This window comes from Burkholderia sp. E168m22 (assembly GCF_001319805.1).
Classification (GTDB): Bacteria; Pseudomonadota; Gammaproteobacteria; order Burkholderiales; family Burkholderiaceae; genus Burkholderia; species Burkholderia orbicola.
This window is the reverse complement of record NZ_BBSK01000114.1, coordinates 1-22,027: the sequence shown is the minus strand read 5'-3', so window position 1 is coordinate 22,027 and position 22,027 is coordinate 1. Positions and strand designations below refer to the sequence as shown.

The 22,027-nt window shown below is 68.1% G+C and carries 19 protein-coding genes and 1 pseudogene; 8 read left to right on the top strand and 12 right to left on the bottom strand.

The features are described 5' to 3' along the window. Window positions 1-321: 321 nt before the first annotated feature. Complete coding sequence (locus tag AP428_RS27080) at window positions 322-1,407, bottom strand: tartrate dehydrogenase (RefSeq protein ID WP_011548742.1); 1,086 nt, start codon at window positions 1,405-1,407, stop codon at window positions 322-324. A gap of 115 nt (window positions 1,408-1,522) precedes the next feature. On the opposite strand from AP428_RS27080, the gene AP428_RS27075 reads away from it, so the two are divergent. After that, on the top strand, window positions 1,523-2,446 hold the full coding sequence (locus AP428_RS27075) for a LysR substrate-binding domain-containing protein (protein ID WP_011548741.1): 924 nt from the start codon (window positions 1,523-1,525) through the stop codon (window positions 2,444-2,446). 64 nt (window positions 2,447-2,510) lie between these two features. On the opposite strand, the gene argC is transcribed toward AP428_RS27075, so the two are convergent. After that, a complete protein-coding gene (gene argC / locus AP428_RS27070; RefSeq protein WP_011548740.1) occupies window positions 2,511-3,452 on the bottom strand; it encodes an N-acetyl-gamma-glutamyl-phosphate reductase in 942 nt (313 codons plus the stop codon). Window positions 3,453-3,572: 120 nt separating this feature from the next. On the opposite strand from argC, the gene AP428_RS27065 reads away from it, so the two are divergent. Continuing rightward, window positions 3,573-4,457, top strand: a complete 885-nt coding sequence (locus tag AP428_RS27065; protein ID WP_011548739.1) for a LysR family transcriptional regulator — start codon at window positions 3,573-3,575, stop codon at window positions 4,455-4,457. Window positions 4,458-4,507: 50 nt separating this feature from the next. Here AP428_RS27065 and AP428_RS27060 read toward each other — a convergent pair whose 3' ends face one another. The 4 genes from AP428_RS27060 to AP428_RS27045 are packed head-to-tail and all read right to left on the bottom strand — an operon-like array spanning window position 4,508 to window position 7,825. Continuing rightward, window positions 4,508-4,972 carry a hypothetical protein gene (locus AP428_RS27060; RefSeq protein WP_011548738.1) on the bottom strand — a complete coding sequence of 155 codons (465 nt, stop codon included), beginning with the start codon at window positions 4,970-4,972 and terminating at the stop codon, window positions 4,508-4,510. Between the two features lie 60 nt (window positions 4,973-5,032). Continuing rightward, window positions 5,033-6,250: a DUF3734 domain-containing protein gene (locus tag AP428_RS27055; RefSeq protein ID WP_011548737.1), complete on the bottom strand. Its 1,218-nt coding sequence runs from the start codon at window positions 6,248-6,250 to the stop codon at window positions 5,033-5,035. Continuing rightward, window positions 6,247-7,032, bottom strand: coding sequence for a 3-hydroxybutyrate dehydrogenase (locus tag AP428_RS27050; protein ID WP_006480179.1), 786 nt, complete (start codon window positions 7,030-7,032; stop codon window positions 6,247-6,249). Before AP428_RS27050 ends, AP428_RS27055 begins: the two co-directional genes overlap by 4 nt. Window positions 7,033-7,084: 52 nt before the next feature. Further along, window positions 7,085-7,825: an acetoacetate decarboxylase gene (locus AP428_RS27045; protein WP_011548736.1), complete on the bottom strand. Its 741-nt coding sequence runs from the start codon at window positions 7,823-7,825 to the stop codon at window positions 7,085-7,087. Between the two features lie 434 nt (window positions 7,826-8,259). Here AP428_RS27045 and AP428_RS27040 point away from each other — a divergent pair, with 434 nt between their 5' ends. Then, complete coding sequence (locus AP428_RS27040) at window positions 8,260-8,841, top strand: undecaprenyl-diphosphatase (protein WP_011548735.1); 582 nt, start codon at window positions 8,260-8,262, stop codon at window positions 8,839-8,841. 35 nt (window positions 8,842-8,876) lie between these two features. Here AP428_RS27040 and AP428_RS27035 read toward each other — a convergent pair whose 3' ends face one another. The 3 genes from AP428_RS27035 to AP428_RS27025 form a co-directional block, all read right to left on the bottom strand. Further along, entirely contained in the window at window positions 8,877-9,110 is a 234-nt protein-coding gene (locus AP428_RS27035) for a hypothetical protein (RefSeq protein ID WP_011548734.1), read from the bottom strand. Between the two features lie 149 nt (window positions 9,111-9,259). Continuing rightward, window positions 9,260-10,081, bottom strand: a complete 822-nt coding sequence (locus tag AP428_RS27030) for a siderophore-interacting protein (protein ID WP_011548733.1) — start codon at window positions 10,079-10,081, stop codon at window positions 9,260-9,262. Window positions 10,082-10,119: 38 nt separating this feature from the next. Then, a complete protein-coding gene (locus AP428_RS27025; RefSeq protein ID WP_011548732.1) occupies window positions 10,120-10,833 on the bottom strand; it encodes a PadR family transcriptional regulator in 714 nt (237 codons plus the stop codon). A gap of 817 nt (window positions 10,834-11,650) precedes the next feature. Here AP428_RS27025 and AP428_RS27020 point away from each other — a divergent pair. The 5 genes from AP428_RS27020 (at window position 11,651) to AP428_RS27000 (ending at window position 19,787) form a co-directional block, all read left to right on the top strand. After that, window positions 11,651-12,652, top strand: coding sequence for an FHA domain-containing protein (locus tag AP428_RS27020; RefSeq protein WP_011548731.1), 1,002 nt, complete (start codon window positions 11,651-11,653; stop codon window positions 12,650-12,652). After that, entirely contained in the window at window positions 12,649-16,698 is a 4,050-nt protein-coding gene (locus tag AP428_RS27015; RefSeq protein WP_011548730.1) for a TOMM system kinase/cyclase fusion protein, read from the top strand. Before AP428_RS27020 ends, AP428_RS27015 begins: the two co-directional genes overlap by 4 nt. 33 nt (window positions 16,699-16,731) lie before the next feature. Next, on the top strand, window positions 16,732-17,076 hold the full coding sequence (locus tag AP428_RS27010) for a BMA_0021/BMA_0022 family TOMM bacteriocin (RefSeq protein ID WP_011548729.1): 345 nt from the start codon (window positions 16,732-16,734) through the stop codon (window positions 17,074-17,076). A gap of 16 nt (window positions 17,077-17,092) precedes the next feature. Further along, complete coding sequence (locus AP428_RS27005; protein ID WP_006480160.1) at window positions 17,093-17,455, top strand: BMA_0021/BMA_0022 family TOMM bacteriocin; 363 nt, start codon at window positions 17,093-17,095, stop codon at window positions 17,453-17,455. 94 nt (window positions 17,456-17,549) lie between these two features. Next, on the top strand, window positions 17,550-19,787 hold the full coding sequence (locus AP428_RS27000; RefSeq protein ID WP_011548728.1) for a TOMM precursor leader peptide-binding protein: 2,238 nt from the start codon (window positions 17,550-17,552) through the stop codon (window positions 19,785-19,787). A 73-nt stretch (window positions 19,788-19,860) separates the two neighbouring features. On the opposite strand, the gene AP428_RS26995 is transcribed toward AP428_RS27000, so the two are convergent. The 3 genes and pseudogenes from AP428_RS26995 to AP428_RS26985 form a co-directional block, all read right to left on the bottom strand. Then, the gene (locus AP428_RS26995; protein WP_011548727.1) at window positions 19,861-20,952 is read right to left on the bottom strand and encodes a porin; all 1,092 of its coding nucleotides are present in this window, start codon (window positions 20,950-20,952) and stop codon (window positions 19,861-19,863) included. Between the two features lie 182 nt (window positions 20,953-21,134). Next, a complete protein-coding gene (locus tag AP428_RS26990; RefSeq protein WP_011548726.1) occupies window positions 21,135-21,857 on the bottom strand; it encodes an SDR family NAD(P)-dependent oxidoreductase in 723 nt (240 codons plus the stop codon). Next, a pseudogene (locus tag AP428_RS26985) lies at window positions 21,835-22,027 on the bottom strand (butanediol dehydrogenase); the annotation flags it as partial. The pseudogene AP428_RS26985 and the gene AP428_RS26990, both read right to left, overlap by 23 nt.

Below are 22,027 nucleotides of genomic sequence, written 5' to 3'. Positions count from 1 at the left end.
GGGGTAAAGCGGCGCAGATGTCGACGTGCAGCGGTGTGCTTTCCTGCGTGATGCATCTCACCGATCGCATCGAAGCGATCGTGCATTGCCGATCGGTGTGTGCGAGCGCGACGTGCAACTCACCGATCGAATCATCTTGCGACTTTCAACGAAAAATCGCGCAAGCAGTGCGCGCTGCGATAGGGCGTTGCTCACCGCTCGATGTTCACCGCCGCCGCATCGTCAAAGTCGGCACACGTGCGCAACCGCATCGTGTATCGCTCACCGCAGCCGATTCACGAAGGGCCGCCCGGCGCCAGCGCCGGGCACGACCCTCACCTCTCACCCCGCAATCCGCGCGGCGATCGCCTCGCCCACTTCCTGCGTGCCCGCATTGCCGCCGAGATCGCGGGTACGCGGCCCCGTGCGCAGCACGTCCTCGATCGCGGCGACGATCGCATCGTGCGCTTCGCGTTCGCGGCCCGTGCCGTTGCCGAGGAAGTCGAGCATCATCGCCGCCGACCAGATCATCGCGACCGGATTCGCGATGTATTGCCCCGCGATGTCGGGCGCGGAACCGTGCACGGGCTCGAATAGCGACGGGAACGTGCGGTCGGGGTTCAGGTTCGCCGACGGCGCGATGCCGATCGTGCCCGTACAGGCCGGCCCGAGATCCGACAGGATGTCGCCGAACAGGTTGGACGCGACGACGACGTCGAAGCGGTCCGGCTGCAGCACGAAGCGCGCGCACAGGATGTCGATGTGCTGCTTGTCGACCGCGATCTCCGGATAGCGTTCGGCCATCTCGGCCGCGCGCGCATCCCACCACGGCATGCTGATCGCGATGCCGTTGCTCTTGGTCGCGACGGTGACGCGCTTCGCGCGCCGCTGCGCGAGCTCGAACGCGAATTTCAGCACACGCTCGGTGCCGTGCCGCGTGAAGATCGACTGCTGCATCACGACTTCGCGCTCGGTGCCTTCGAACATCGTGCCGCCGACCGACGAATATTCGCCCTCGGTGTTCTCGCGCACGATCATGAAATCGATGTCGCCCGGGCGGCGGCCGGCGAGCGGCGACGGCACGCCGTCGAACAGGCGCGCGGGCCGCAGGTTGATGTACTGGTCGAATTCGCGGCGGAATTTCAGCAGCGAGCCCCACAGCGAAATGTGATCGGGCACCGTCGCCGGCCAGCCGACCGCGCCGAACAGGATCGCGTCCATGCCCGACAGTTGCGCCTTCCAGTCGTCCGGCATCATCGTGCCGTGCTGCGCGTAGTAGTCGCAGCTCGCCCAGTCGATCTCGACGAAGTCGAAGCGCACGCCGAAGCGCGCGGTCACGGCGGCGAGCGTGCGCAGGCCCTCGGGCATCACTTCGCGGCCGATGCCGTCGCCGGGGATCACGGCAATCCTGTAAGTCCTGTCGGTCATGCAAATCTCCTTGGCTGATTGGCCGGCTGCCGGAAAGGCAGGGGCCCGTCACGTCATTCTATTTGTTTCCATCTGGATTAAAATCGCTCAAAAGTTAATCGACTTTCCACGAATCGTGAATAAATCGCCGAACCTCGACGACCTGCGCGTGTTCAGCCTGGTCGTCCGCCTTGCGAGCTTCAGCGCGGCCGCCGAGCAGCTCGCCGTGTCGCCCGCGTACGTCAGCAAGCGCGTCGCGATGCTCGAGGCGCAGCTCGGCACGCGCCTGCTGCATCGCTCGACACGCCGCATGACGGTCACCGACGCCGGCGAACGCGTGTTCGCGCGCGCCGAAAAGATTCTCGACGACGTCGATCATCTCGTCGAGGACGTGTCGACCACGCGCACGGTGCCGCGCGGCACGCTGCGCATGTCGAGCAGCTTCGGCTTCGGCCGGCACGTCGTCGCGCCGGCGCTGCTCGACTTCAGCGCGCGCTATCCGCAGTTGAATGTGCGGCTCGATCTGTTCGACCGGCTCGTCGACGTGGCGGGCGAAGGCTACGACCTCGACGTGCGCATCGGCGACGAGATCGCCGATCACCTGATCGCGCGCCGCCTTGCCACGAACCATCGCGTGCTGTGCGCGTCGCCAGACTATCTCGCCCGACGCGGCACGCCGCGCTCGCTCGCCGATCTCACATCGCACGACTGTCTCGCGATCAAGGAGCGCGATCATCCGTTCGGCGTATGGCGGCTGAATGTGCGCGGGGAAACGGTCACGGTGAAGGTTGGCGGCGCGCTGTCGACGAACCATGGCGAGGTGGCCGTGCAATGGGCGCTGGCCGGACGCGGCATCGTGCTGCGCTCGATCTGGGAGGCCGGGCCGCTGATCGAACGCGGCGAACTGTGTCGCGTGCTGCCGGACGCGACCCAGCCCGCGAACATCTGGGCCGTGTACCCGGAACGCGTCGCGGCGTCGGCGAAGGTGCGCGTGTGCGTGGATTTTCTGGTGGAGACGCTGGCCGGCCTGAATGCCGCGGCGGGTGACGATACGGCCTGAAACCGGCTAAAGGTGAGCTTTTACGGGGGCGTGCGCAGGCATCGTCGACGATGCCTGCGGAGCGTCACGCCGCGTGTCGCGCGCCGAGCATCAGGTCGAGATTCTGCACGGCGGCGCCGGATGCCCCTTTGCCGAGATTGTCGAACACGGCGGACAGCAGCACCTGCCCGCCGTTCGCGTTGACGAACACGCCGAGCCGCAGATCATTGGTGCCGTTCAGCGCTTGCGGATCGAGATGCGTTGCCGCGCGTGCGTCCGCGAGCGGCATCACATCGACGTGACGGGCGTCCGCGTAGTGGTGCGCGAGACACGCATGCAGCCGCTCACCCGTCACGCCGGCCGGAAGCAGGCGCAGCTCGATCGGAATGGTGAGCACGATGCCTTGCCGATAGGCACCGTAGGCCGGCACGAAGAACGGGCGGTGCGCGAGCCCCGCATGCTGCCGGATCTCGGGCACGTGCTTGTGCGCGAGCGCGAGGCCGTAGACCTGCAGCGGCAACGCGCGTGCCGCGGCGTCGCCCGATTCGAATGCGTCGACGGCGGCTCTCCCGCCGCCCGAGTAACCGGACACCGCATGGATGCTCACCGGGTAGTCGCGCGGCAGCAGCCCGGCCTGCAGCAGCGGACGAAGCAGGCCGATCGCGCCGGTCGGGTAGCAGCCGGGATTGGTCACGCGCTTCGCATGCGCGATCTCGTGTGCGTGTCCGTCGGCCATCTCGGGAAAGCCGTAGACCCAGTCGGGTTGCGTGCGATGGGCCGAACTCGCGTCGATCACGCGTACCGCCGGGTTCCGGATGAAGCCGACCGCTTCGCGCGCGGCCGCATCGGGCAGGCACAGGATCGCGATATCGCACGCGTTGAGTGCATCGGCGCGCCGCGCCGCCTCCTTGCGTTCGGCGGCGGGAAGCGTGAGCAGCCGCACGTCGGTGCGGTCGCGCAGACGCGCGTGAATCTGCAACCCGGTCGTGCCCTGGTCGCCGTCGATGAAGACAGTGGGGAAGCTCATGATGGTCGTGCTCGTCGCGTTCGGTCGTCGGGGAAACCGTATCGTCCACCGAACGCCTAGAATAGGAAAAGTTGAATTTGCTGATCGTCTGATTCAGATTTCCTGAACGAGAGGAGTGTGATGCGCGAGATCAGTCTGGACCGTCTGCGTACGCTGGTCGCGATCGCGGACCAGGGTTCCTTCGTGGCGGCGGCGCAATGGCTTCATCTCGCGCCGCCGACCGTCAGCCTGCATGTCGCCGAGCTGGAAAGCCGCGTCGGCGCGCCGCTGCTGTCGCGCACGCGCGGCAACGTGCGCCCGTCGGTGATCGGTGAAGTGCTGGTGGAGCGGGCGCGGCGTCTGCTGGCGGAAGTCGAATCGACGCTGGACGACGTGCAGCGACAGGTGCAGGGGTTGACCGGGCGCGTGCGTCTCGGCGCGTCGACCGGCGCGATCGCGCATCTGCTGCCGCAGGCGGTGGCTGGACTGCGCGCGCAGCATCCGGATATCGACGTGCAGATCGCGGTGCTCACGTCGCAGGACACGCTGGCGCGCATTGCACAGGGCACGCTCGACGTCGGGCTGGTCGCGCTGCCGCAAGCGCCGGTCGCGGGGCTGTCGATCCGCTCGTGGCGCCGCGACCCGGTGATGGCTTTCCTGCCCGCGGACTGGCCGCTTCCGGCCCGTGTGACGCCGGCGTATCTGGCCGCGCGGCCGCTGATTCTCAACGATGCGACGACGCGCCTGTCGCGGCTCACGACCGAATGGTTCGCGCTCGGCGGCCACCGGCCCGTGCCGCGGATCGAACTCAACTACAACGATGCGATCAAGAGCCTGGTCGCCGCGGGGTACGGCGCGACGCTGCTGCCGCACGAGGCGGGCGCCCCGCTGCCGGATGCGCGCATCGTCATGCGGCCGCTACGTCCGGCGCTGTGGCGTGAGCTGGGGATCGCCCATCGGGCCGGCCCGGTCGAACGGGCCACGCAGCACGTGCTCGATGCGCTGCGGGCGCTCGGCGCGCGATAGCGGGCCGTCGTGCGGCTGGCCCGTGCGGGCCGTACGGCCTGAACGCAGGTTCAGAGCCGGTTGTCCTTCGCCAGCGTGAGCACGCGCGCCCAGCGCTGCGCATCGCGCTTGTCCATCATCGGCAGCTTCCATTCGCCGCGCACGGCGTCGCGCACGCGCACGACGAGATGCCAGCGGCCGTCGATCGGCGCGGCCTCGCAACCGTCGAGCTGCGACAGCGTATAGCGGCCGTCCGCGCTGTCATGCGACAGCCACAGCAACCCTTGCGTCGTGGACACGCGCAACTCGCCCCACGCGCGATGCACGATATGCGTCCAGCCTGCTTCCTTCGTGTTCGGTGCGATGTCGCGGCGGCGCTTGAGCCACCACGCGATCAACGCGATCAGGAGCGCGGCGGCGAGCACGGCGGCCGCGATCGCGACCGGCTGGCCGAACTGCGCGGCGATGACGTGAAACAGGTGAACGGCGCCCCATCCGAGGGCGATGAGCGCGAATAGCGCAATGAAAATCGGCATGTCGAATCGGAAAGGAGGACGGGCCGGCGCAGGCAGCGCACCGGCCCGTTGCACACGGCATTACCGGCGGCGGTGAATGTCGTGCGTGACGAAGCCCGCGTCGTTGGTGGGCAGCGCGAGGCCGTCCTTCACCGCGAGCGTCTTGCGGATGTCGTCGAGACCCGCGGACCAGTGGTCGCGCATCGTCGACAGACCGAACTGATAGTCCTTGTAGTGATGCTCGTACGCCTTCTGCTGATAGATCAGATGCTGGATGTTGTACTTCTTCCCGCTCGACATCGCTTCGGCTTCGACGCACCACGGATCGTTCTTGCGTTGCTCTTCCGGCACCTGTTCGAGCACGTGGCGCAGCACGTTGCGGTAGCGCTGTTCGCGCTGCAGCGTGTCGGTCACGAAACGCGTGCGGCTCGAATACTGCACGTCCTTCGTGCGCTCGGCGACGTCGGCCATCGTGCGCGGCAGCGGCCCGCGCGCGCTCCACAGATCGACCTGGAACGCGAGCGTATCGCAGCGCGGCCGGGCGCGGAGCACTTCCATCAGCGGCGTGTTCGACACGACACCACCGTCCCAGTAATACTCGCCGTCGATCTCGACGGGCGGGAACGCGGGCGGCAACGCACCGGACGCCATGAAATGCTCGGGCGCGAGACGGATGCGCGAGTTGTCGAAGTACACGAAGTTGCCGGTGCCGACGTTGACCGCGCCGACCGACACGCGCGTCTCGCCCGAATTGATCCGGTCGAAATCGCACAGCTTGAGCAGCGTCGTGCGCAGCGCCGACGTGTCGTACCAGCTGATCTTTTGCGGATGATCGGCCACGCCCGGCAGCGGCGGCGGGAAGCGCGGCACGAAGAACCCTTGCTGGCCCTGCATCATCGCGCTCGCGGCCTGCGACGCGGTGAAGAACGTGCGCACCTGATCGATGCTGTTGAACAGCGCGAATTCGAACGCGGCCGGAATCGCGGGAAAGAACGCCGGCTGGCAGATCGTTTCCCAGAACTCACGCAGGCGCTCGACGCGATGCTCGGGCGCATTGCCGGCGATCAGCGCGGTGTTGAGCGCGCCGATCGAGATGCCCGCGATCCAGTCGAGCGGAATGCCCGCCTCGTGCAGCCCTTCGAACACGCCGGCCTGGTACGCGCCGAGCGCGCCGCCGCCCTGCAGGACGAGCGCGATCGTTTCGTACGGCAGCGACCGCGCAGCGGCCGGTGCGCCGGCTTCGTGGTGCAGGTCCGCCGCATCCACGGCCTGCTTTTCGGTGCGGGCGTGCGGCTTCATTGCATGAACCAGCCGTGGCTGACGATGAACGACTGGCCCGTGAGCGCGGCGCTCGGGAACGCCGACAGGAACAGCACCGTCTGCGCGACGTCCTGCACCGTCGTGAACACGCCGTCGACCGTGTTGCCCAGCATCACCTTCTTGATCACTTCCTCTTCGCTGATGCCGAGCTCCTTCGCCTGCTCCGGAATCTGCTTGTCGACCAGCGGCGTGCGCACGAAGCCCGGACACACGACGTGCGAGCGCACGTTGTGCTTCGCGCCTTCCTTCGCCAGCACGCGGGCGAGGCCCAGCAGGCCATGCTTGGCCGTCACGTACGCCGACTTCAGCGGCGACGCTTCGTGCGAGTGCACCGAACCCATGTAGATTACGACGCCGCCGCGATCGTCCTTGTACATGTGCTTGAGCGCGGCCTTCGTCGTCAGGAACGCGCCGTCCACGTGGATCGCCTGCATCTTCTTCCAGTCAGAGAACGAATAGTTCTCGATCGGGTTGACGATCTGGATGCCCGCGTTCGACACGAGGATGTCGACCGAGCCGAACGCTTCGGCCACCTTGTCGATGCCGCTGTTCACGGCGTCTTCGTTGGTCACGTCCATCGCGACGCCGATCGCCTTGCCGCCTGCCTTGTTGATCTCGTCGGCGACCGCGTTCGCGCCGTCCTGGTTCAGGTCGGCGATCGCGACGGCCGCGCCTGCCTTGGCCAGTTCCAGCGCGATTTCCTTGCCGATGCCGCTCGCGGCGCCCGTGACGACTGCGGTCTTGCCATTCAGGTTGCTCATGTTCGAATTCCCGTGGTGAAAGGATTGACAGGGAGAAAGGACTGCGGACGTGTTACTGAGCCAGGTAATCGTAGACGACTTCACCGAGGCCCAGCGTCAAATCCGCGACGAGGTGGCGCGCTTCGACGATTTCGAGCACCGGCAGATCGGCCACCGGCGCGAGCGCGTGCGGCGCCAGCTCGAGCGATGCGGGGCCCGTCCACGCGCCCTTCATCTTGATGTCCTGCATGTAATAGCGCACCAGTTCGCAGACGCGTGCGGTGCCGTCGACGTGCGGGATGATCTTCAGCAGGAAATTGGGGCCGGCGAGCCGTTTCGTCTGCTCGTCGATGTCGAGTTCCTTGTGCTTGTAGCCCATCGTGCCGGTCGCGACGCGCACCTTGCCGTAGTCGAGTGTGCCCAGGATGTGATCGGTGTTCACGTGCAGCGTGGGCGACGCGAGCTTCTTCGGGAAGCCCCACAGCTCGCGGCCGCCGGCGATCGGCGGGTGATCGTCGAGATACATCGCGAGCGTATAGCCGCCCGGCTGGCCTTCGTATTCGACGGGGATCACCTGGCCGCTTTCGGTGTAATCGCCGAAGCCGGTCGAATCGGCCATGCGGATGAATTCGTAGTGGACGAGCGGCTCGGTGACCTGCAGCGGCTCGGGGACGATTTCACGGAGGCGGTCCGGATCGGTGCGGTACGTGATGATCAGAAACTCACGATCGACGAAACGGTACGGGCCCATCGGGAAGGCAGGGCTGGTCAACGGCATCGCAAACGCTTTCGATCGGACATCGCTGGGTTTCATGCGGACTCCTTGTTGTTGATCGCTTCGTGGATGAGTGGACGTAATCGTATGCCTGTGCGTTGCCGTTGTGCGATGCCGCATCTGGAATTAATTGTTGCCGATTTCGAATAATTTGCGGCGTAAATATTGAGATGAATGAGACAAACGGCCTGGACGGCGTGCCGGCCGGGCGATGGTCGCAGGCGTCGATGACGCCCTCATGTGAAAAGGGTGAGTCTTTACGGGAGAGGTGGTGAGCCCTTACGGGAGACGGTCGCGCGGGAATATGACAATTGTGTGAACTTGTGTTGCAGTGCAGGCTCTAAGTGCGTTCGCCGCGCGCGCCTCGCCCGGGCGGCGGCCGCATTAAGCACCGCTTAAGCGGCCACGCCCTAGCATCGTTCGACTCCGGCCGGGCAACCGGCCGATCTTTTACGCCCCACGCAACCGGATTCATGCAGAACCTCAATCTCGCCCTCTTTTCCGCCATCAACGCCGGCGGTGCACCGCACCCGGGCGTCGCCCGCCTCGCGATCTTCGCCGCCGACTGGCTCGTCTATGCGCTGCCCGCGATGCTGCTGCTGACCTGGCTCTTCGGCGCGCGCCCCGCGCGGCGCCAGGCGATCGAAGCCGGGGTCGGCGTCTGCGTGGCGCTCGTGCTCGCGCAGGTGCTCGGGCATGTCTGGTTCTCGCCGCGCCCGTTCATGGCCGGCGTCGGCACGCAGCTGATTCCGCACGCGCCGGACAGTTCGTTTCCGAGCGATCACATGACGTTCGCGTGGAGCATGGCGGTCGGCCTGCTGCTCGGCGGCACGACGCGGGTCACCGGTTTCGTGATGGCCGCGATGGCCGTGGCGATCGCATGGGGGCGCATCTATGCGGGCGTGCACTGGCCGTTCGACATGGCGGGCGGCGTGCTGGTCGGCACGGTGGGCGCGCTGGCCGCGCACCTGTACGGGCAACGCGTGACCGCGCTGCTCGAACGGCTCGGCGATTCGGTGCATGCGGTCGTGATGGGACGCCGGCAGGCGCCGTAAGCGGAACGAGGCGGAACGCAGCGGCAGGGACGCCGTCAGCCGGGCGAGCCGGGTGTGCGGGCCGATTCGGCCGAGGCGGACGGGCCGTCGCTCGCGTCGTGCAGTTCGGGCGTATCGGCCGGATGCCGCGCGGCATCGCGGTCGAGGGCGCTTTCCTTCAGGATCGCGCACATCGCGACGAACAGCGCGAGGACGACCGCGGCGAGGCCGCAATAACCGGCGATCTTCAGATGGCGAAGGAAAGGCGAAGCGTGGCTTGCTTTTGTCATGACCGGGCGCTCCTGGACGGGCTGCGGCGGCTGTCGCCCGACAGCGGCGTCGCAGACATACATATATACCAGCCGCGATGCCGGTGCCAAGCCCACCGCTGCGCCGGCGCCACGATTGTTTCGGCCGCCGGTCGAGCGGGCGCTCCCGGTCAGTCTTCCAGCGTTTCGTGCACGGCCGCCGCGCCGCGCTTCCAGTAGGCCGCCGCGCGGATGCGCGACTTGTCGACGCCGCGCTCGCCGGTCAGGTGCTGGCGCACCGCGCGCATCGACAGCGCTTCGCCGGCCGCCCACACGTAGCCGTCGCCGGACGACGGCAAAGGCAGATCGCGCACGGCATTCAGCAGCACGTCGCCGTCCGCCGCGTCGGCTTCGGCGCGGAAGCGCCAGATTTCATGCACGTCGGCGCGCGTATCGAACGAGATCTGCGCGGTGCGATCCGCGACTTCCAGCACGACCGCCGCGCGCGCGCCGGCCGGCAATTCCTCGAGGCGCCGCGCGACGGCCGGCAGCGCCGTATCGTCGCCGATCAGCAGATGCCAGTCGAAACCGGTCGGGACGACGAACGAACCGCGCGGGCCGCCGATGCCGAGCCATTGGCCGACGCGTGCCTGCGCGGCCCACTGCGATGCCGGGCCCGGATGGTTCAGCACGAATTCCAGATCGAGTTCGCGGGCGGCGCGGTCGAAGCGGCGCGGCGTGAAGTCGCGCGCGACCGGCTTCGGTTCGCCTGCCGGAAACTCGGGGCCGTTCGCACCGAGCGTCGGCAGCGCGGGGCGTTCCGCGCCGGGCGGCGGGAAAAAGACCTTCACGTGATCGTCGAACGATGCGGATTCGAAATCCGCGAGATCGGGGCCGCCGAGCGTGACGCGCAGCAGATGCGGCGTCACGGCATGCACGCGCAGCACCTGCAGCAGGCGGAACTTGAGGGTGTGGCGCACGCGGGTCACGGTGCGCTCGGACGTGTTCTGCATCAATCCGTTCTCCTTGGGTGGTGACGGGGCGGCGCGCATCACGCGCCGGCGCCGCCTTCGATTTCGGCCGTCGCGCGGCGCATGATGGCCGCGATGCGGCGCTGTTCGTCGGCATCGGCGGCGCTCTTGTGCAGCAGCGCGCGCTTGAGCGCGAGACGGGCCTCGACGAATTCCGGCAGCCAGCCGGCCTGCGATTCGTCCTGCGCTTCATTGCCCGCCGATTCCCCGGCGAACGCGCGGCGCATGAACTCCATCTTGCGGGCGAGGTGCGTGAGGCGGGCGAACAGCGTGTCGACGCGTTCGCGCTGGGCGTCGAGATGTGCGCGGCCTGCGTCGGTCAGCGCATAGCGCTTGCGGTTGCCTTCCGCCTGCGACGCGACGAAGCCGACTTCCTCGAGGTACGTGAGCGCCGGATACACCATGCCGGGGCTCGGGCTGTAAAAGCCGTTCGAGCGCGTGTCGAGCGCCTTGATCAGTTCGTAGCCGTGGCTCGGTTGTTCGGCCACCAGCGCGAGCAGCAGCAGTTGGAGGTCGTCGGAGCTGAACTGGCGGCCGCGCGGCATGCCGTCGTCGCCGAAATCGCCAAAGCCGCCGCGTCCGCCCCGGCCGCCGAACGGGCCGCCACCGCCAAACGGGTCGTGGCCGCGGCGATGGCGGCCGATCGCGTGCAAGACGCCGGCGAACCAGTCAGGGCCGGCATGCGCACCATGACCGTCGCATCGGGCATGGCCGCGGGAGGGGTTGTGTCGCATGATCGTGTCCTATATGTCGTAAAACATATCTAAAGATATATATCGAAAGATACAGCGTCAAGGGGATTATTGAGGGCGGGATGGTGGTGGGGGCTGTGGTGGATGGCCGGTGCCGGCGTGGTTCGTGGGCGCGCTCCGTCGAGGGCGCCGGTGGATGGCTCCTCGATAAACAGAGGGCGCGATGCCGCATCACGTGCCGCTGCCGTCGGGTGACCATTCCCGAGGCACTGTCGTGCCGACACCCCCTGCGTTCGCCGACTATATCGCGGGATATTTGCCGCGGCACGACGTGATTCATGAATAAGTTAAACGGCGGCGATTATAAAAACACCAGAGAAAATTATTTATAAAATCGAAACGGTTTTATTTTCGACCGGCCAAACAAAACTTCCGCGCGGGCAAAGATCAATTATCCCGCTCCGTCGTTCAATTTCGTCGTGCCGGCCTTGCGCATGACTGGAGGCATCTCGGGCGGCGATGAAGAATTTCGACCCTTTATTTGCACCCCGAAAATTCATCGAAAAGGTAAAGCATTGCAATATAAAATCGTTATCCAGGTATGCCGGTTGCGGAGCACGATTTTATTTGGCAGGATTTTCATCGAGGCGCTCGGTTTTAAAACAACAAAGTAATCGACCATTCAATTTACTGAAATGACGCGCGGCGCTTGGGTAACGCCCGGCAAGGCAACTGACCAGAAAAACAGGTAACGAGGCGGCGAACGGGCGGCACTGTTCGCGATCATCGAATCAATCGCTTGCCCGGCAGCGTCGATGCGTCACTCGAACGATCCGGGCGAATCCGACACGGGGCGGCCATGGCGATACTCAAGAACGACGCTTCCGGAGACGCATGCCTGCTCCGCGCGTATCACGTGTTCGGCCGCGACGACGCGCGCTGCGACACGGTCATCCGGGATGGCTCGGTGTCCCGCGTCCATGCCCATATCCGCTGGGTCGGCGGGCTCTGGGAACTCCACGATCACAGCAGCAACGGCACGTCGGTATCGGGCGTATCGCTGCGCGATGGCGAGCATGCGGTGCTGCAGCAAGGCGACGTGATCCGCTTCGGCAGGGCCGGCACCGCGCCGTGGCGGGTCGAGTCGCTCGACGATCCGGCCGATACGCTGTGGCCGATTCGCGGTGCCGCCGCGCCGATCGTGCTCGCGCCGCGCCAGATCCTGCCGGTGCCTGCCGCGCAGCCGGTCACGATCGTTCGTTCGCCGGCCGGCGAATGGCTGTGCGACGACACGTTGCCGCCGCGCGCGCTCCATGACGGCGACGAAGTGTCGACCGGCGACTTCGCGTGGCGTCTCGCGCTCGCGCGCCACGGCTCGACGGTGATGCTCGCCGCCCCCGCCGATCCGGCCGCGCCGGCGCCATTGCTCGAATTCCTCGTCAGCCGCAACGAGGAGCACGTGCGCATGCTGCTGCATGTCCGCGGCGGCGTGGTCGACCTCGGCGAGCGCGCCCATCACTACAGCCTCGTCACGCTCGCCCGCGCCCGCTCGGCCGACATGCAGGCCGGCTACGACGCCGCCACGCAAGGGTGGATCGAACTCGACCGGCTCGCGCGCATGCTCGGCATCGACGCGTCCCATGTCAACGTGCAGATTCATCGCGCGCGGAGCCAGTTCGCGGCGCTGCCGGGGCTCGGTGCGAGCCAGCTCGTCGAGCGCCGACGCGGCAGCGTCCGTTTCGGCGATGTGCCGTTCCGGGTGATGCGCGGCGAGCATCTCGAATGCGAGTCGGTGCCGGCCGCCGGGCCGCGTATCGGCGTGCCGCGCGCGGTGCCGGGCCCGATCGTCCATTGCCCGTGAACGCGGGAGAACCGGCCGTGCTGCCGACCGTATCCCGCGCCCTCGCCCGGCCGGATGCACCTGAACCGCCGAAGCACGCGGTGCCTTTTGCAACGCTCGCCGGCAAATGGCATTACCGGCTCGGCCCGCTGCTCGGCGAAGGGGGCAACGGCGTGGTGTTTCGGGCTACCTGCGACGAGACGGGGCACGCCGTCGCGATCAAGCTGATGCGCGACGATGCCGCGCTGACCGTGCCGGAGCGGATGCACCGGCGTGCGCGCTTCCGGCGCGAGACGAGCCTGTGCGAGGCGCTGCGGCATCCGAACATCGTCGCGCTGCTGGACCGCGGCGAAGCGCCCGACGGCCGGCTGTTCGCCGTATTCGAACTGGTCGAGGGCCGGACGGTGCGCGACCGGCTCGCGGCGGACGGGCCGCTGTCGGCCATCGACACGGGGCGGCTGATGACGCAGGTGCTCGACGCGCTCGCGGCCGCCCATCGGCGCGGCATCGTGCATCGCGATCTGAAGCCGCAGAACATCGTGATCGCGGTCGCCGACGACGGGCCGCACGCGAAGCTGCTCGATTTCGGCATCGGCGCATTGCTGCCCGGCACCGAAGACATCGCGCGCCAGACCGCGACGCTCGCGACCGAAGTACTCGGCTCGCCGCCCTACTGCGCGCCGGAGCAATTGCGCAACGAGCCGCCGACGCCCGCCAGCGACCTGTATGCGTGGGGCCTGATCGTGCTCGAATGCCTGACGGGCGAGGTCGTCATGCAGGGCGCCAGCGTGGCCGAGATCCTCTATCAGCAACTGAGCCCGGTAGATGTCGCGCTCCCGCCGTCGATTGCGTCGCTGCCGCTCGGCGCGGTGCTGCGGCACGCGCTGAACAAGAATCCGCGGCAGCGTGCCGCGTCGGCCGAGGCGCTCGCGACGCAGTTTCGTGCGCTCAACTTCGCGGCGCTGGTCGGCCAGTTCGACGCCGGTCGCGCCGGTCGGAAGGCGCGTTCGCGCCCGCTTGCGCCGCGCGGCGAGACGCTCGCCGAAGTGGGCGAGTACCGGCAGATCACCACGCTGTGCTGCTGCGTGACGATTGCCGGCGAGGGCCGCCAACGCCATGCCGGCACCGAGCACGGCATGGCGCTCGACGGCTACGAGGAACAGTGGCTGACGAAGTGCGCCGATATCGCGGTCGGTTACGGCGCGCATGCGGGCGGACGGCTCGGCGACACGCTGCTGTTCCATTTCGGCCTGCAAGGCGACATCGACCGGCCCGCCCGCCGGGCGGTGCGGGCGGCGCTCGACATGGTGCGCGTCGCCGGGCGCGCGCGGTTGCCGGTGCCGCCAGCCGCCGGCGGCCGTGCTGCCGAGGGTGAAGAAGGCTGGCGGGTCGAAGTGGCCGCCGCGATTCACGTCGGGCAGGTGCTCGCGCATGCGTCGCACATGTCGGGCGTCTCGACGCCCGCCGCGGCGTCGCGGCTGCTGCGGCTGGCCGGCCCCGGACAGATTCTGATCAGTGACGATGCGCGGCTCGTGCTCGAACGGCATGCCGATTCGCGGCCGACCGCGTTGCGGCTCGCACGGGCGGGCCTGGTGTCGCAGCCGGTTCATGAATTGCTTGGCGAGCGGCACGCCGATACGCCGTTCGATTCGCTCGACGCCGGCAGACGGACACCCATGGTCGGCCGCGCGCGTGAGTTCGACGCACTGCTGCGCGCGTGGCAGGACACGCTCGGGCGGCATCGTCGCGCGCTGCGCGGCGAGCCGGCGCCGCTCGGCGTGCCGCGGCTCGTCGTCGGCGAGGCGGGCTTCGGCAAGTCGCGGCTCGTGCACGAGCTGTGCGAGGCCGTGCGGACCCGGGGCCACGCGTTCGCGCAGTGCGGTTGCCTGCCAGAACGCGAGAATCATGCGCTGTTTCCGGTCCTGCGGTTCATCGCCGCGCACTGGCTCGTCGATGCCGATCGCGCGCCGGGCGTGGCGCTCGCGGCGATCGACGCGATGATCGCGCCGCTCGATTGCGACCATGCGGCGGCGCGTGTCGCGCTCGCGACCTGGCTCGGGCTGCCCTGCGACGCGAACGGGCTCCTGTGGTCGAGCGCGCGCGAGCAGCACGCGCTGTTCGACGTCCTCGAGCAACTGCTCGTATCGCTCGGCAACGGCGCGCCGGTGCTGCTCGTGATCGAGGACGTTCAGTGGCTCGATCGTTCGACCGAGGAGTTTCTCGCGTATCTGCGGCGCTCGCCGCGCGCGGCGGCACTGTGCATCGTGCTCACGTCGCGCCCCGACAGGCTCGCGCGCTGGCGCGGCGCGGCCGACCGCGTGGTGCTGCGCCGCCTGCCGCGCGACGACGCGCAACGCCTGATGTCGGCGCATCTCGGCCCGGGCGCGTTCGATCCGGCGTGGCTCGATCGGCTCGCCGATCGCACCGCGGGCATCCCGCTGTTCATCGAGGCCGTCGCGCGCGAACTGACGGTGAGCGGCGCGGACGGTCCGCTTGCCGGGCCCGCGGCAACGGACCCTTATCCGCTGCCGCTCAGTCTCGGCGGCATGCTCGGTCTGGCCTTCGACCGGATCGACGACGCGCGCGACACCGCGCAGCTCGCCGCGACCATCGGGCTCGAAGTGGATGCGCAACTGCTCGCCGATGCATCGCCGCATGATCGCTCCACGCTCGATGCCCATCTGCGGCTGCTGCTCGAAGAGCGGATCGTGTACGCGCAACATCGGCGCGATCGCGTGTTCTATGCGTTCCGCCATGCGCTGATTCGCGACGCCGCATACGAATCGATGCCGCCGGCGGTGCGGCGCGGCAACCACGCGCGCGTCGGCCGTGCGCTGCTCGCGCGGGCCGATCGCGGCGCCGGTGCGCACGCGTTCGGCATCGCCGGGCACTTCGCGCGCGCCGGCGCGTGCGCGGACGCGATCGCCCAAGGCATCGACGCGGCGCGGCGTGCGCTCGAACATTCGCGATACGACGACGCGATTCGCTACGGGCAGGCCGTATTCGACTGGCTCGCGACCGCCGATCACGCCCAGCGCGAGCACGACAGTGCGCGCATTCGCGCCACGTTGACGCACGCGACGATGGCGCGATTCGGCTGGGCCGATCCGCAGATACGCGAGCATGCGGAGCAGTTGCTGCGGCAGACCCGGACGCTCGACGACCCGGAGCTCGAGATCAGCGCGTTGTGGACGCTGTCGACCTACTACCACGTCGCCGGCGACCGTCCGACCGTGCGCCGGATCGGCAAGCGGCTCGACACGCTCGCGACCGAGCGCGGCGAGGCGGGCGTGCAGGTCGCGGCGGACGCGATGCGCGGCATGAGCCTGTGGGTCGACGGCGACTATGCGCGCGCCCGTGCCGCGTTCGACGCGGTGCTGGCCGGCTACGACGCGCGGCGCGACGCGGGCCACCGGCGCATCCTGGGGCTCGATACGCGTGCGTGGACGATGGCGTCGCTCGCCAGCGTGCGCTGGTGCATGGACGACGATCCGCAACCGTCGCTCGCGATGGCGCGCGAGGCTGTGTATTGCGCGACCTGCCTCGATCATCTGCCGACGCTCGGCGTCACGATGATGTACCTCGCGCGCACGCATCAGCTCGCGGGCGACCGCGACGCGGCGCGAGCCGTGTCGGAGGCGATTCTCCGGCTGGCGGATGCGCACCGGCTGCGCGCGGTCGGGCACTACGCCGCGATCATTCATGCATGGACGCAACGCGATCGCGCGGGCGTCGTCGCGCATCTCGACGCACAGCGGCAGTCGGGCGGCCTGCTCGGGCTGACCTACTACGCGTCGCTGCTTGCCGAGCTGGATGCCGAACGCGGCGACTATGACGCGGCGCTCGCGCAGATCGGGGAGTGCCTCGCCTGGTGCGAATCGAGCGGCGAACGGTATTACGAAGCCCAGCTGTTGCTCAAGCAGGGCGAGTACTTGCGCCGCGCCGATCCGCGTTGCGGCGGCGTGGCCGCGCTGGACGCGTGCCGGCGCGCAGTCGAAATTGCAACGACGGCGGGCATGGGCCGGATCGCCAGGCTCGCCGAAGCGACGTTGCAGTCGTTGCCGTAAGCAGTTCAAACCGTCATTCAGGAGAGCATAAAGATGAGCAAGGATCTTCGATTACCGACGTACGAACAGTTTCTCGAATACCGCGCGACCGTCATCCGGGCAATCGCCCTCGCCTGGCATTCGCCGGCGTTTCTCGACAAGCTCGAAGCCGATCCGGTCCACGCATTGCGCGAGCAGTTCGACTATCACTTTCCGTTCAAGCTCGACCTGAAGGTGCAGCTCAAATCGTCGGAGTGGACACCAACCGTCAACGGCGACTGGACGGCCGGCCAGAAAAACAGGCTCACGCTGTACCTGCCGCCCGCGCCGGTGGACGACGCGCAGTTCGCGCAGGCGCTGGCTGCGTACAACGCGGACCACATCACCATCATGGAATGACTCCGGGGAAACCGACATGGCAAAGGACAACGCTAATCCGACGCTCGAATCGATGCTGGAGTTTCAGAAGGTCTATCTGCGCGCGATCGCGCTCTCGTGGCGCGACCCGGCGTTCAAGGCCGAACTGCTGGACCGGCCGCTGGATACGCTCGCGAAATACTTCGGCTATCAGTGCCCGTGGATCATCGACATCGACATCGAGAAGACGGGCGGCGATCATGGCTGGACGAGCGACGGGAAAGGCGGCGGGAGCTGGAACCTGCCGCGCAACGTGATGACGGTCGGCATACCGGAGCAGCCGACGCACCTGGACGAGGAGGCCGTGGCGCTCGCGGCCTACTGCGACGCGGGGCCGTGTTACCTGTTCACCTGCTGTTGACCGGGCGCGGCCGACCCGCGCACCGTCGCATGGCCCTGGGCGGTTGCCCGGGGCCGCGCGACGTTTGTCCGACCCGTCGCACGGAACCCGACGCATGCTCGATGACCTTTCGCGCGTATTGCGCTTCAAGCCGCACCTGCTCGTGCTCGATGCCGGGCCCGAGACCCTGTTCGTCGTCGACGAATTCAGGCGCGCGATGCTGTCCGGCGCGATCTTCGTGCGGATCGCCGCGTGCCTGCGGGCGCGCATGACGATTGCCGAGATCGTGACGTCGCTGGCCGGCACGTTCGGCGAATGGGACGTGCTCGCGCGGCTCGATCATCTGGTGCGGCGCGGCTACGTGCGCGCCGATCCACCGCACGCCGACGATGCGGCGCGCGGCTTCTTCGAACGGACCGGGCTCGACGGCGACGCCGCGTGCGCGCGCATGGCCCAACTGCGGGTCGCGGTGGAGACGTTCGGTGCGGCCGGTGCGGCGCTCCGGCGCGCGTTCGACGCGGCTGGTATCGGCATCGCGAAGGAGGCCGAACTGACCGTCGCGATCGTCGATACGCACGACCGCGACGATCTCGCCGCGTATGCCGCCCGCGTGGCGGCGCGCGGCGGTGCGCTGCTCGTCGTGGCGACCGGCGGCGTGCAGACGCTGATCGGACCGTTGCTGGCCGGCGGCGCCGCGCTCGCCGAGGCGCCGTGCATCGAATGCGTGCGCTACTGGATGCGCGTCAACCGGCCGGTCGAGGCGCTGCTGGCGCGCCATCACGGCAGCGACGCGACGCGTGTACCGGTGGCCGCCTCGCGTGCGGCCGCCGCCGCCGCGGCCGCGCTCGTGGCCGCGACGGTCGAGCAGCTCGCGGCCAACCGCGCGGTCGCGGAACGTGCGCAAACGCACATCGTTGCGCATCGACTCGACACGCTGGCCGTCGAACGGCATCGCGTGGTCAGGCGGCCGCAATGCCCGTGCTGCGGGAATCCCGCGTGGATGCGCGAGCAGGCGGCGCGGGCGCCGCGACTCGCCGGGGATGCGCCGCTGGCGCGGACGGACGGCGGCTACCGGAGCGCCGATCCGCAACAGGTGTTCGCGCGTCACGCGCATCTGATCTCGCCGGTCAGCGGCGCGATCGCGTATCTGCATCCGATGCCGAAGCGGCACGCGGGCCTGCGCAAGGTCTATGCGTCGGGCTTTCTCGTATGCCCGGCCGCCGTGCCGGACAGCAACCGGTTCGACCGGCTCTGCTCCGGCAAGGGCCGCACCGACGAGCAGGCCCGTACCAGCGCGCTGTGCGAGGCGCTCGAACGTTTCAGCAGCGTGTATCAGGGCGACGAGGCGACGGTGACCGGCAGCCTCGACAGCCTGCGCGCCGATCCGGCCTGCGACGCCGAGCCGATCCATGTGAACGCGCTTCAGCAGTTCAGCGAACGGCAATTCGACGCGCGCGACGCGATCAACGCGTTGACTCGCGATGTGCGCAAGCAGGTGCCGCCGCGCTTCACGTCGCACGACGTGATCGACTGGACGCCTGCGTGGTCGCTCGTGAACGGCCGGCGTCGCCTCGTGCCGCTGAGCTACTGCTACGCGGAAACGCCCGACAGCGCGCAGGCCACGGCCGCCTGCGTGCACAACCCGAACGGCTGCGCCGCCGGCTCGAGCCTCGACGAGGCGATTCTGCAAGGCATGCTCGAGTTGATCGAGCGCGATGCGGTCGCGATCTGGTGGTACAACCGGATCGCGCGCCCCGGCATCGATCTCGCGGGTTTCGACGATCCGTATTTCGACGCGCTCGTGCACGAATACGCGACGTTCGGATGGCGCGTATGGGCGCTCGACATCACGACCGATCTCGCGGTGCCGACCGTGGTCGCGCTCGCGGAGAATCCGCAGGACGGGCGTTTCTCGATCGGTTTCGGCTGTCATCCCGATGGCCGGATCGCGGTGCAGCGGGCGCTGACCGAAGTCAACCAGTTGCTCGATATCGCGGCGGATGCGCCGCATCCATGGGATCGCGACACGCTTTCGTCGACCGGATTTCTGTATCCGGCGGCAGGTATGCCGGCAACGACGCCTTCGACGTGGCGGCGGCCCGATGCCGCGTCGTTACCGGCGGTGATCGCGGAGTGTGTCGAGCGCATCGCGGCAGCCGGCATGGACGTGCTCGTCGTCGACAAGACGCGGCCCGACATTGGCTTGTCCGTGGTGCAGGTGATCGCACCGGGGCTGTGCCATTTCTGGCCGCGTTTCGGCGCGCGGCGACTGTATTCGGTGCCGGTGGCGCTGGGTTGGCGCGCGCAGCCGTGCGACGAAACGGCGTTGAATCCGGCGCTGCTGTTTCTGTGACCTGCGCGCGCAATCGCGTTGTCGGCGAACAGCGCGGGCTGCCGGAACGCCGACCGTTCGCGTCCGCGCCGGATCAGAACCGCGTACTGAACCCCACCCGCGCGATCGACTGCAACGCGCCGCTCGATGCGCCGTTCGCGTCCATCACGCCGTTGATCTGCGCGTTGCCGCCGTGGCTCGCACGTTGATGCACACCGGCCACGTACACCATCGTGCGCTTCGACAGCCAGTACTGGATGGCGGCGAGAAACTGATGCGCGTGCGTGTCGTCGAGCGTGTCGTTGCCTTTCATGTACGTGTAGCTCGCGCCGATCACCCATACCGGCGACGGCCGCCAGGCGGCACCGGCTTCCGCCGACCACGCGCCCGCGCCGTTGCGCGCATTGTGCACGGTCGTGAAGAGCGCCTTGCCCGTGACCGTACCGACCGTGTAGTGCACGCCCGCGCCCCAGTTGCGTACGCTGGTGGGCGGCAGTCCGTCGGCCGCGCCGTATTTCTGGTTCGTATAGGCGGCGCCCGCGCCGAACGGGCCGTGGTCGTAGCTGGCGCCGACGCTGACCGTGTTGTTCGCGCCGATCGACCCCGCGACGTTGCCGAAACCGTATAGCGCGCCGAAGGTCAGGCCCGACAGCGACGGGCTCGTGTACTTGACCGAATTCGCGACGCGATTGCTGCCCGCGACGCGGTCCCAGTCGAACGCACCGGTCGGGTTGTTCGGCAGCGCGAGCCGATCGAACGGCCCGTTGCGAAAGCCGTACAGGCCGACGAGATCCTGCGCGATCTCGTTGCCGCTGGCGGCCAGCGCATCGACCATGAATTCGTACTGGTTGCCGAGCGTCAGCGTGCCGTACCGGTCGTTCTGCAACCCGACATAGGCGGTGCGCGCGAACAGCCCGCCGCCGATGATCGCGCCGTTGCCGAGCGAATACTGGTTGACGAGCCGGAAGATCGCACGCGTGCCCGCGCCGAGATCCTCCTTGCCCTCGAAGCCGAGCAGGTTCGGAAAGAAGATGTTGTCGTCGAATTTCGCGGCGCCGTGGCCGCCTTGATTGCTGACGTAGCTGATGCCGGTATCCATCAGCCCGAACATCGTCACGCTGCTCTGCGCGAACGCCGCGGCCGGAAACGTGCAGGCCGCGAGCGCCAGAAAGGTCTTTTTCGTCATCTCCAAAGTGCTCCTCACATGATCCGATCGAGCCGGATATTTTTAATTGGACTACTGATTGATATGAAGAAACATGAACCGGGCGAACCCGGTTCGGCGACGGTCAAAGGAAGCGGTGGTGCGCAACGGGTATCGGCAGGTCGCGTCGATCCGGCGACCTTCCGCGGCCCGCGCGCCGCGCGCTAGACCGTCGAATATCCGCCGTCCACCGGCACGACCGCGCCGGTGACGAACGACGCGCCGGGCGAGCACAGGAACAGGATCACTTCCGCGACTTCGTCGGCCGTGCCCCAGCGCCCGAGCGGCGTGCGCTCAAGAATGCGGCGCGATGCCAGTGGGGCGGCCATCAGAGCGCTGCTGAGCGGCGTGTCGATCCAGCCCGGCGCGACCGCGTTCACGCGGATGCCGTGATCGGCCCACGCTTGCGCGAGCGAACGCGTGAGCTGTGCGATACCGCCCTTGCTCGCGCTGTACGCGGGCCGGTCCTTGCTGCCGAAGTACGTGTACATCGACGCGATATTGACGATGCTGCCGCCGTTGGCCGCCAGCGCGGGCCGCGCGGCGTCGGATGCCCGCATCACCGACGTCAGGTTCACGTTCAGCACGTGCTCGAACTGGTCCATCCGGTATTCATCCGCGTGCCGGCTGATGCCCACGCCGTTGACGAGCACGTCGAGCCGCGGCAGCGCGGCGATCGTGCGCGTCAGCGCCGCGCCGTCGGCCACGTCGAGTTCCACGCATCGGACACCGGCATGCACGGGCGCATGCGGGCCGGTGGCGTCGAGCCCGAGCGCGACGACCGATGCGCCGGCCTGCGCGAACCGCAGCGCGGTGCGCGCGCCGATGCCCGATGTGCCGCCCGTCACCACGACGGACTGCCCGTCAAACGCCCACTGACGACTCATGCTCGATGCTCCCGGTGGTGGACGCGCGACGGGCCGGCCGTTGCGCGGGTGAAACGAGGATCTTGATCTGCGCGCGATCGGCGAGCAGCGCGTCGAAGCCGTCGGCGACGGCATCCTCGAGCGACACGGTGCGTGTGACGATCGACGTGAGGTCGAGCGCGCCCGACGCG

Excerpts from the sequence above, each read along its gene's own strand:
- AP428_RS27080 (WP_011548742.1), bottom strand. The coding sequence starts at position 1,407 with ATGACCGACAGGACTTACAGGATTGCCGTGATCCCCGGCGACGGCATC.
- argC (WP_011548740.1), bottom strand. The coding sequence starts at position 3,452 with ATGAGCTTCCCCACTGTCTTCATCGACGGCGACCAGGGCACGACCGGG.
- AP428_RS27065 (WP_011548739.1), top strand. The coding sequence starts at position 3,573 with ATGCGCGAGATCAGTCTGGACCGTCTGCGTACGCTGGTCGCGATCGCG.
- AP428_RS27060 (WP_011548738.1), bottom strand. The coding sequence starts at position 4,972 with ATGCCGATTTTCATTGCGCTATTCGCGCTCATCGCCCTCGGATGGGGC.
- AP428_RS27055 (WP_011548737.1), bottom strand. The coding sequence starts at position 6,250 with ATGAAGCCGCACGCCCGCACCGAAAAGCAGGCCGTGGATGCGGCGGAC.
- AP428_RS27050 (WP_006480179.1), bottom strand. The coding sequence starts at position 7,032 with ATGAGCAACCTGAATGGCAAGACCGCAGTCGTCACGGGCGCCGCGAGC.
- AP428_RS27045 (WP_011548736.1), bottom strand. The coding sequence starts at position 7,825 with ATGAAACCCAGCGATGTCCGATCGAAAGCGTTTGCGATGCCGTTGACC.
- AP428_RS27040 (WP_011548735.1), top strand. The coding sequence starts at position 8,260 with ATGCAGAACCTCAATCTCGCCCTCTTTTCCGCCATCAACGCCGGCGGT.
- AP428_RS27035 (WP_011548734.1), bottom strand. The coding sequence starts at position 9,110 with ATGACAAAAGCAAGCCACGCTTCGCCTTTCCTTCGCCATCTGAAGATC.
- AP428_RS27030 (WP_011548733.1), bottom strand. The coding sequence starts at position 10,081 with ATGCAGAACACGTCCGAGCGCACCGTGACCCGCGTGCGCCACACCCTC.
- AP428_RS27025 (WP_011548732.1), bottom strand. The coding sequence starts at position 10,833 with ATGCGACACAACCCCTCCCGCGGCCATGCCCGATGCGACGGTCATGGT.
- AP428_RS27020 (WP_011548731.1), top strand. The coding sequence starts at position 11,651 with ATGGCGATACTCAAGAACGACGCTTCCGGAGACGCATGCCTGCTCCGC.
- AP428_RS27010 (WP_011548729.1), top strand. The coding sequence starts at position 16,732 with ATGAGCAAGGATCTTCGATTACCGACGTACGAACAGTTTCTCGAATAC.
- AP428_RS27005 (WP_006480160.1), top strand. The coding sequence starts at position 17,093 with ATGGCAAAGGACAACGCTAATCCGACGCTCGAATCGATGCTGGAGTTT.
- AP428_RS27000 (WP_011548728.1), top strand. The coding sequence starts at position 17,550 with ATGCTCGATGACCTTTCGCGCGTATTGCGCTTCAAGCCGCACCTGCTC.
- AP428_RS26995 (WP_011548727.1), bottom strand. The coding sequence starts at position 20,952 with ATGACGAAAAAGACCTTTCTGGCGCTCGCGGCCTGCACGTTTCCGGCC.
- AP428_RS26990 (WP_011548726.1), bottom strand. The coding sequence starts at position 21,857 with ATGAGTCGTCAGTGGGCGTTTGACGGGCAGTCCGTCGTGGTGACGGGC.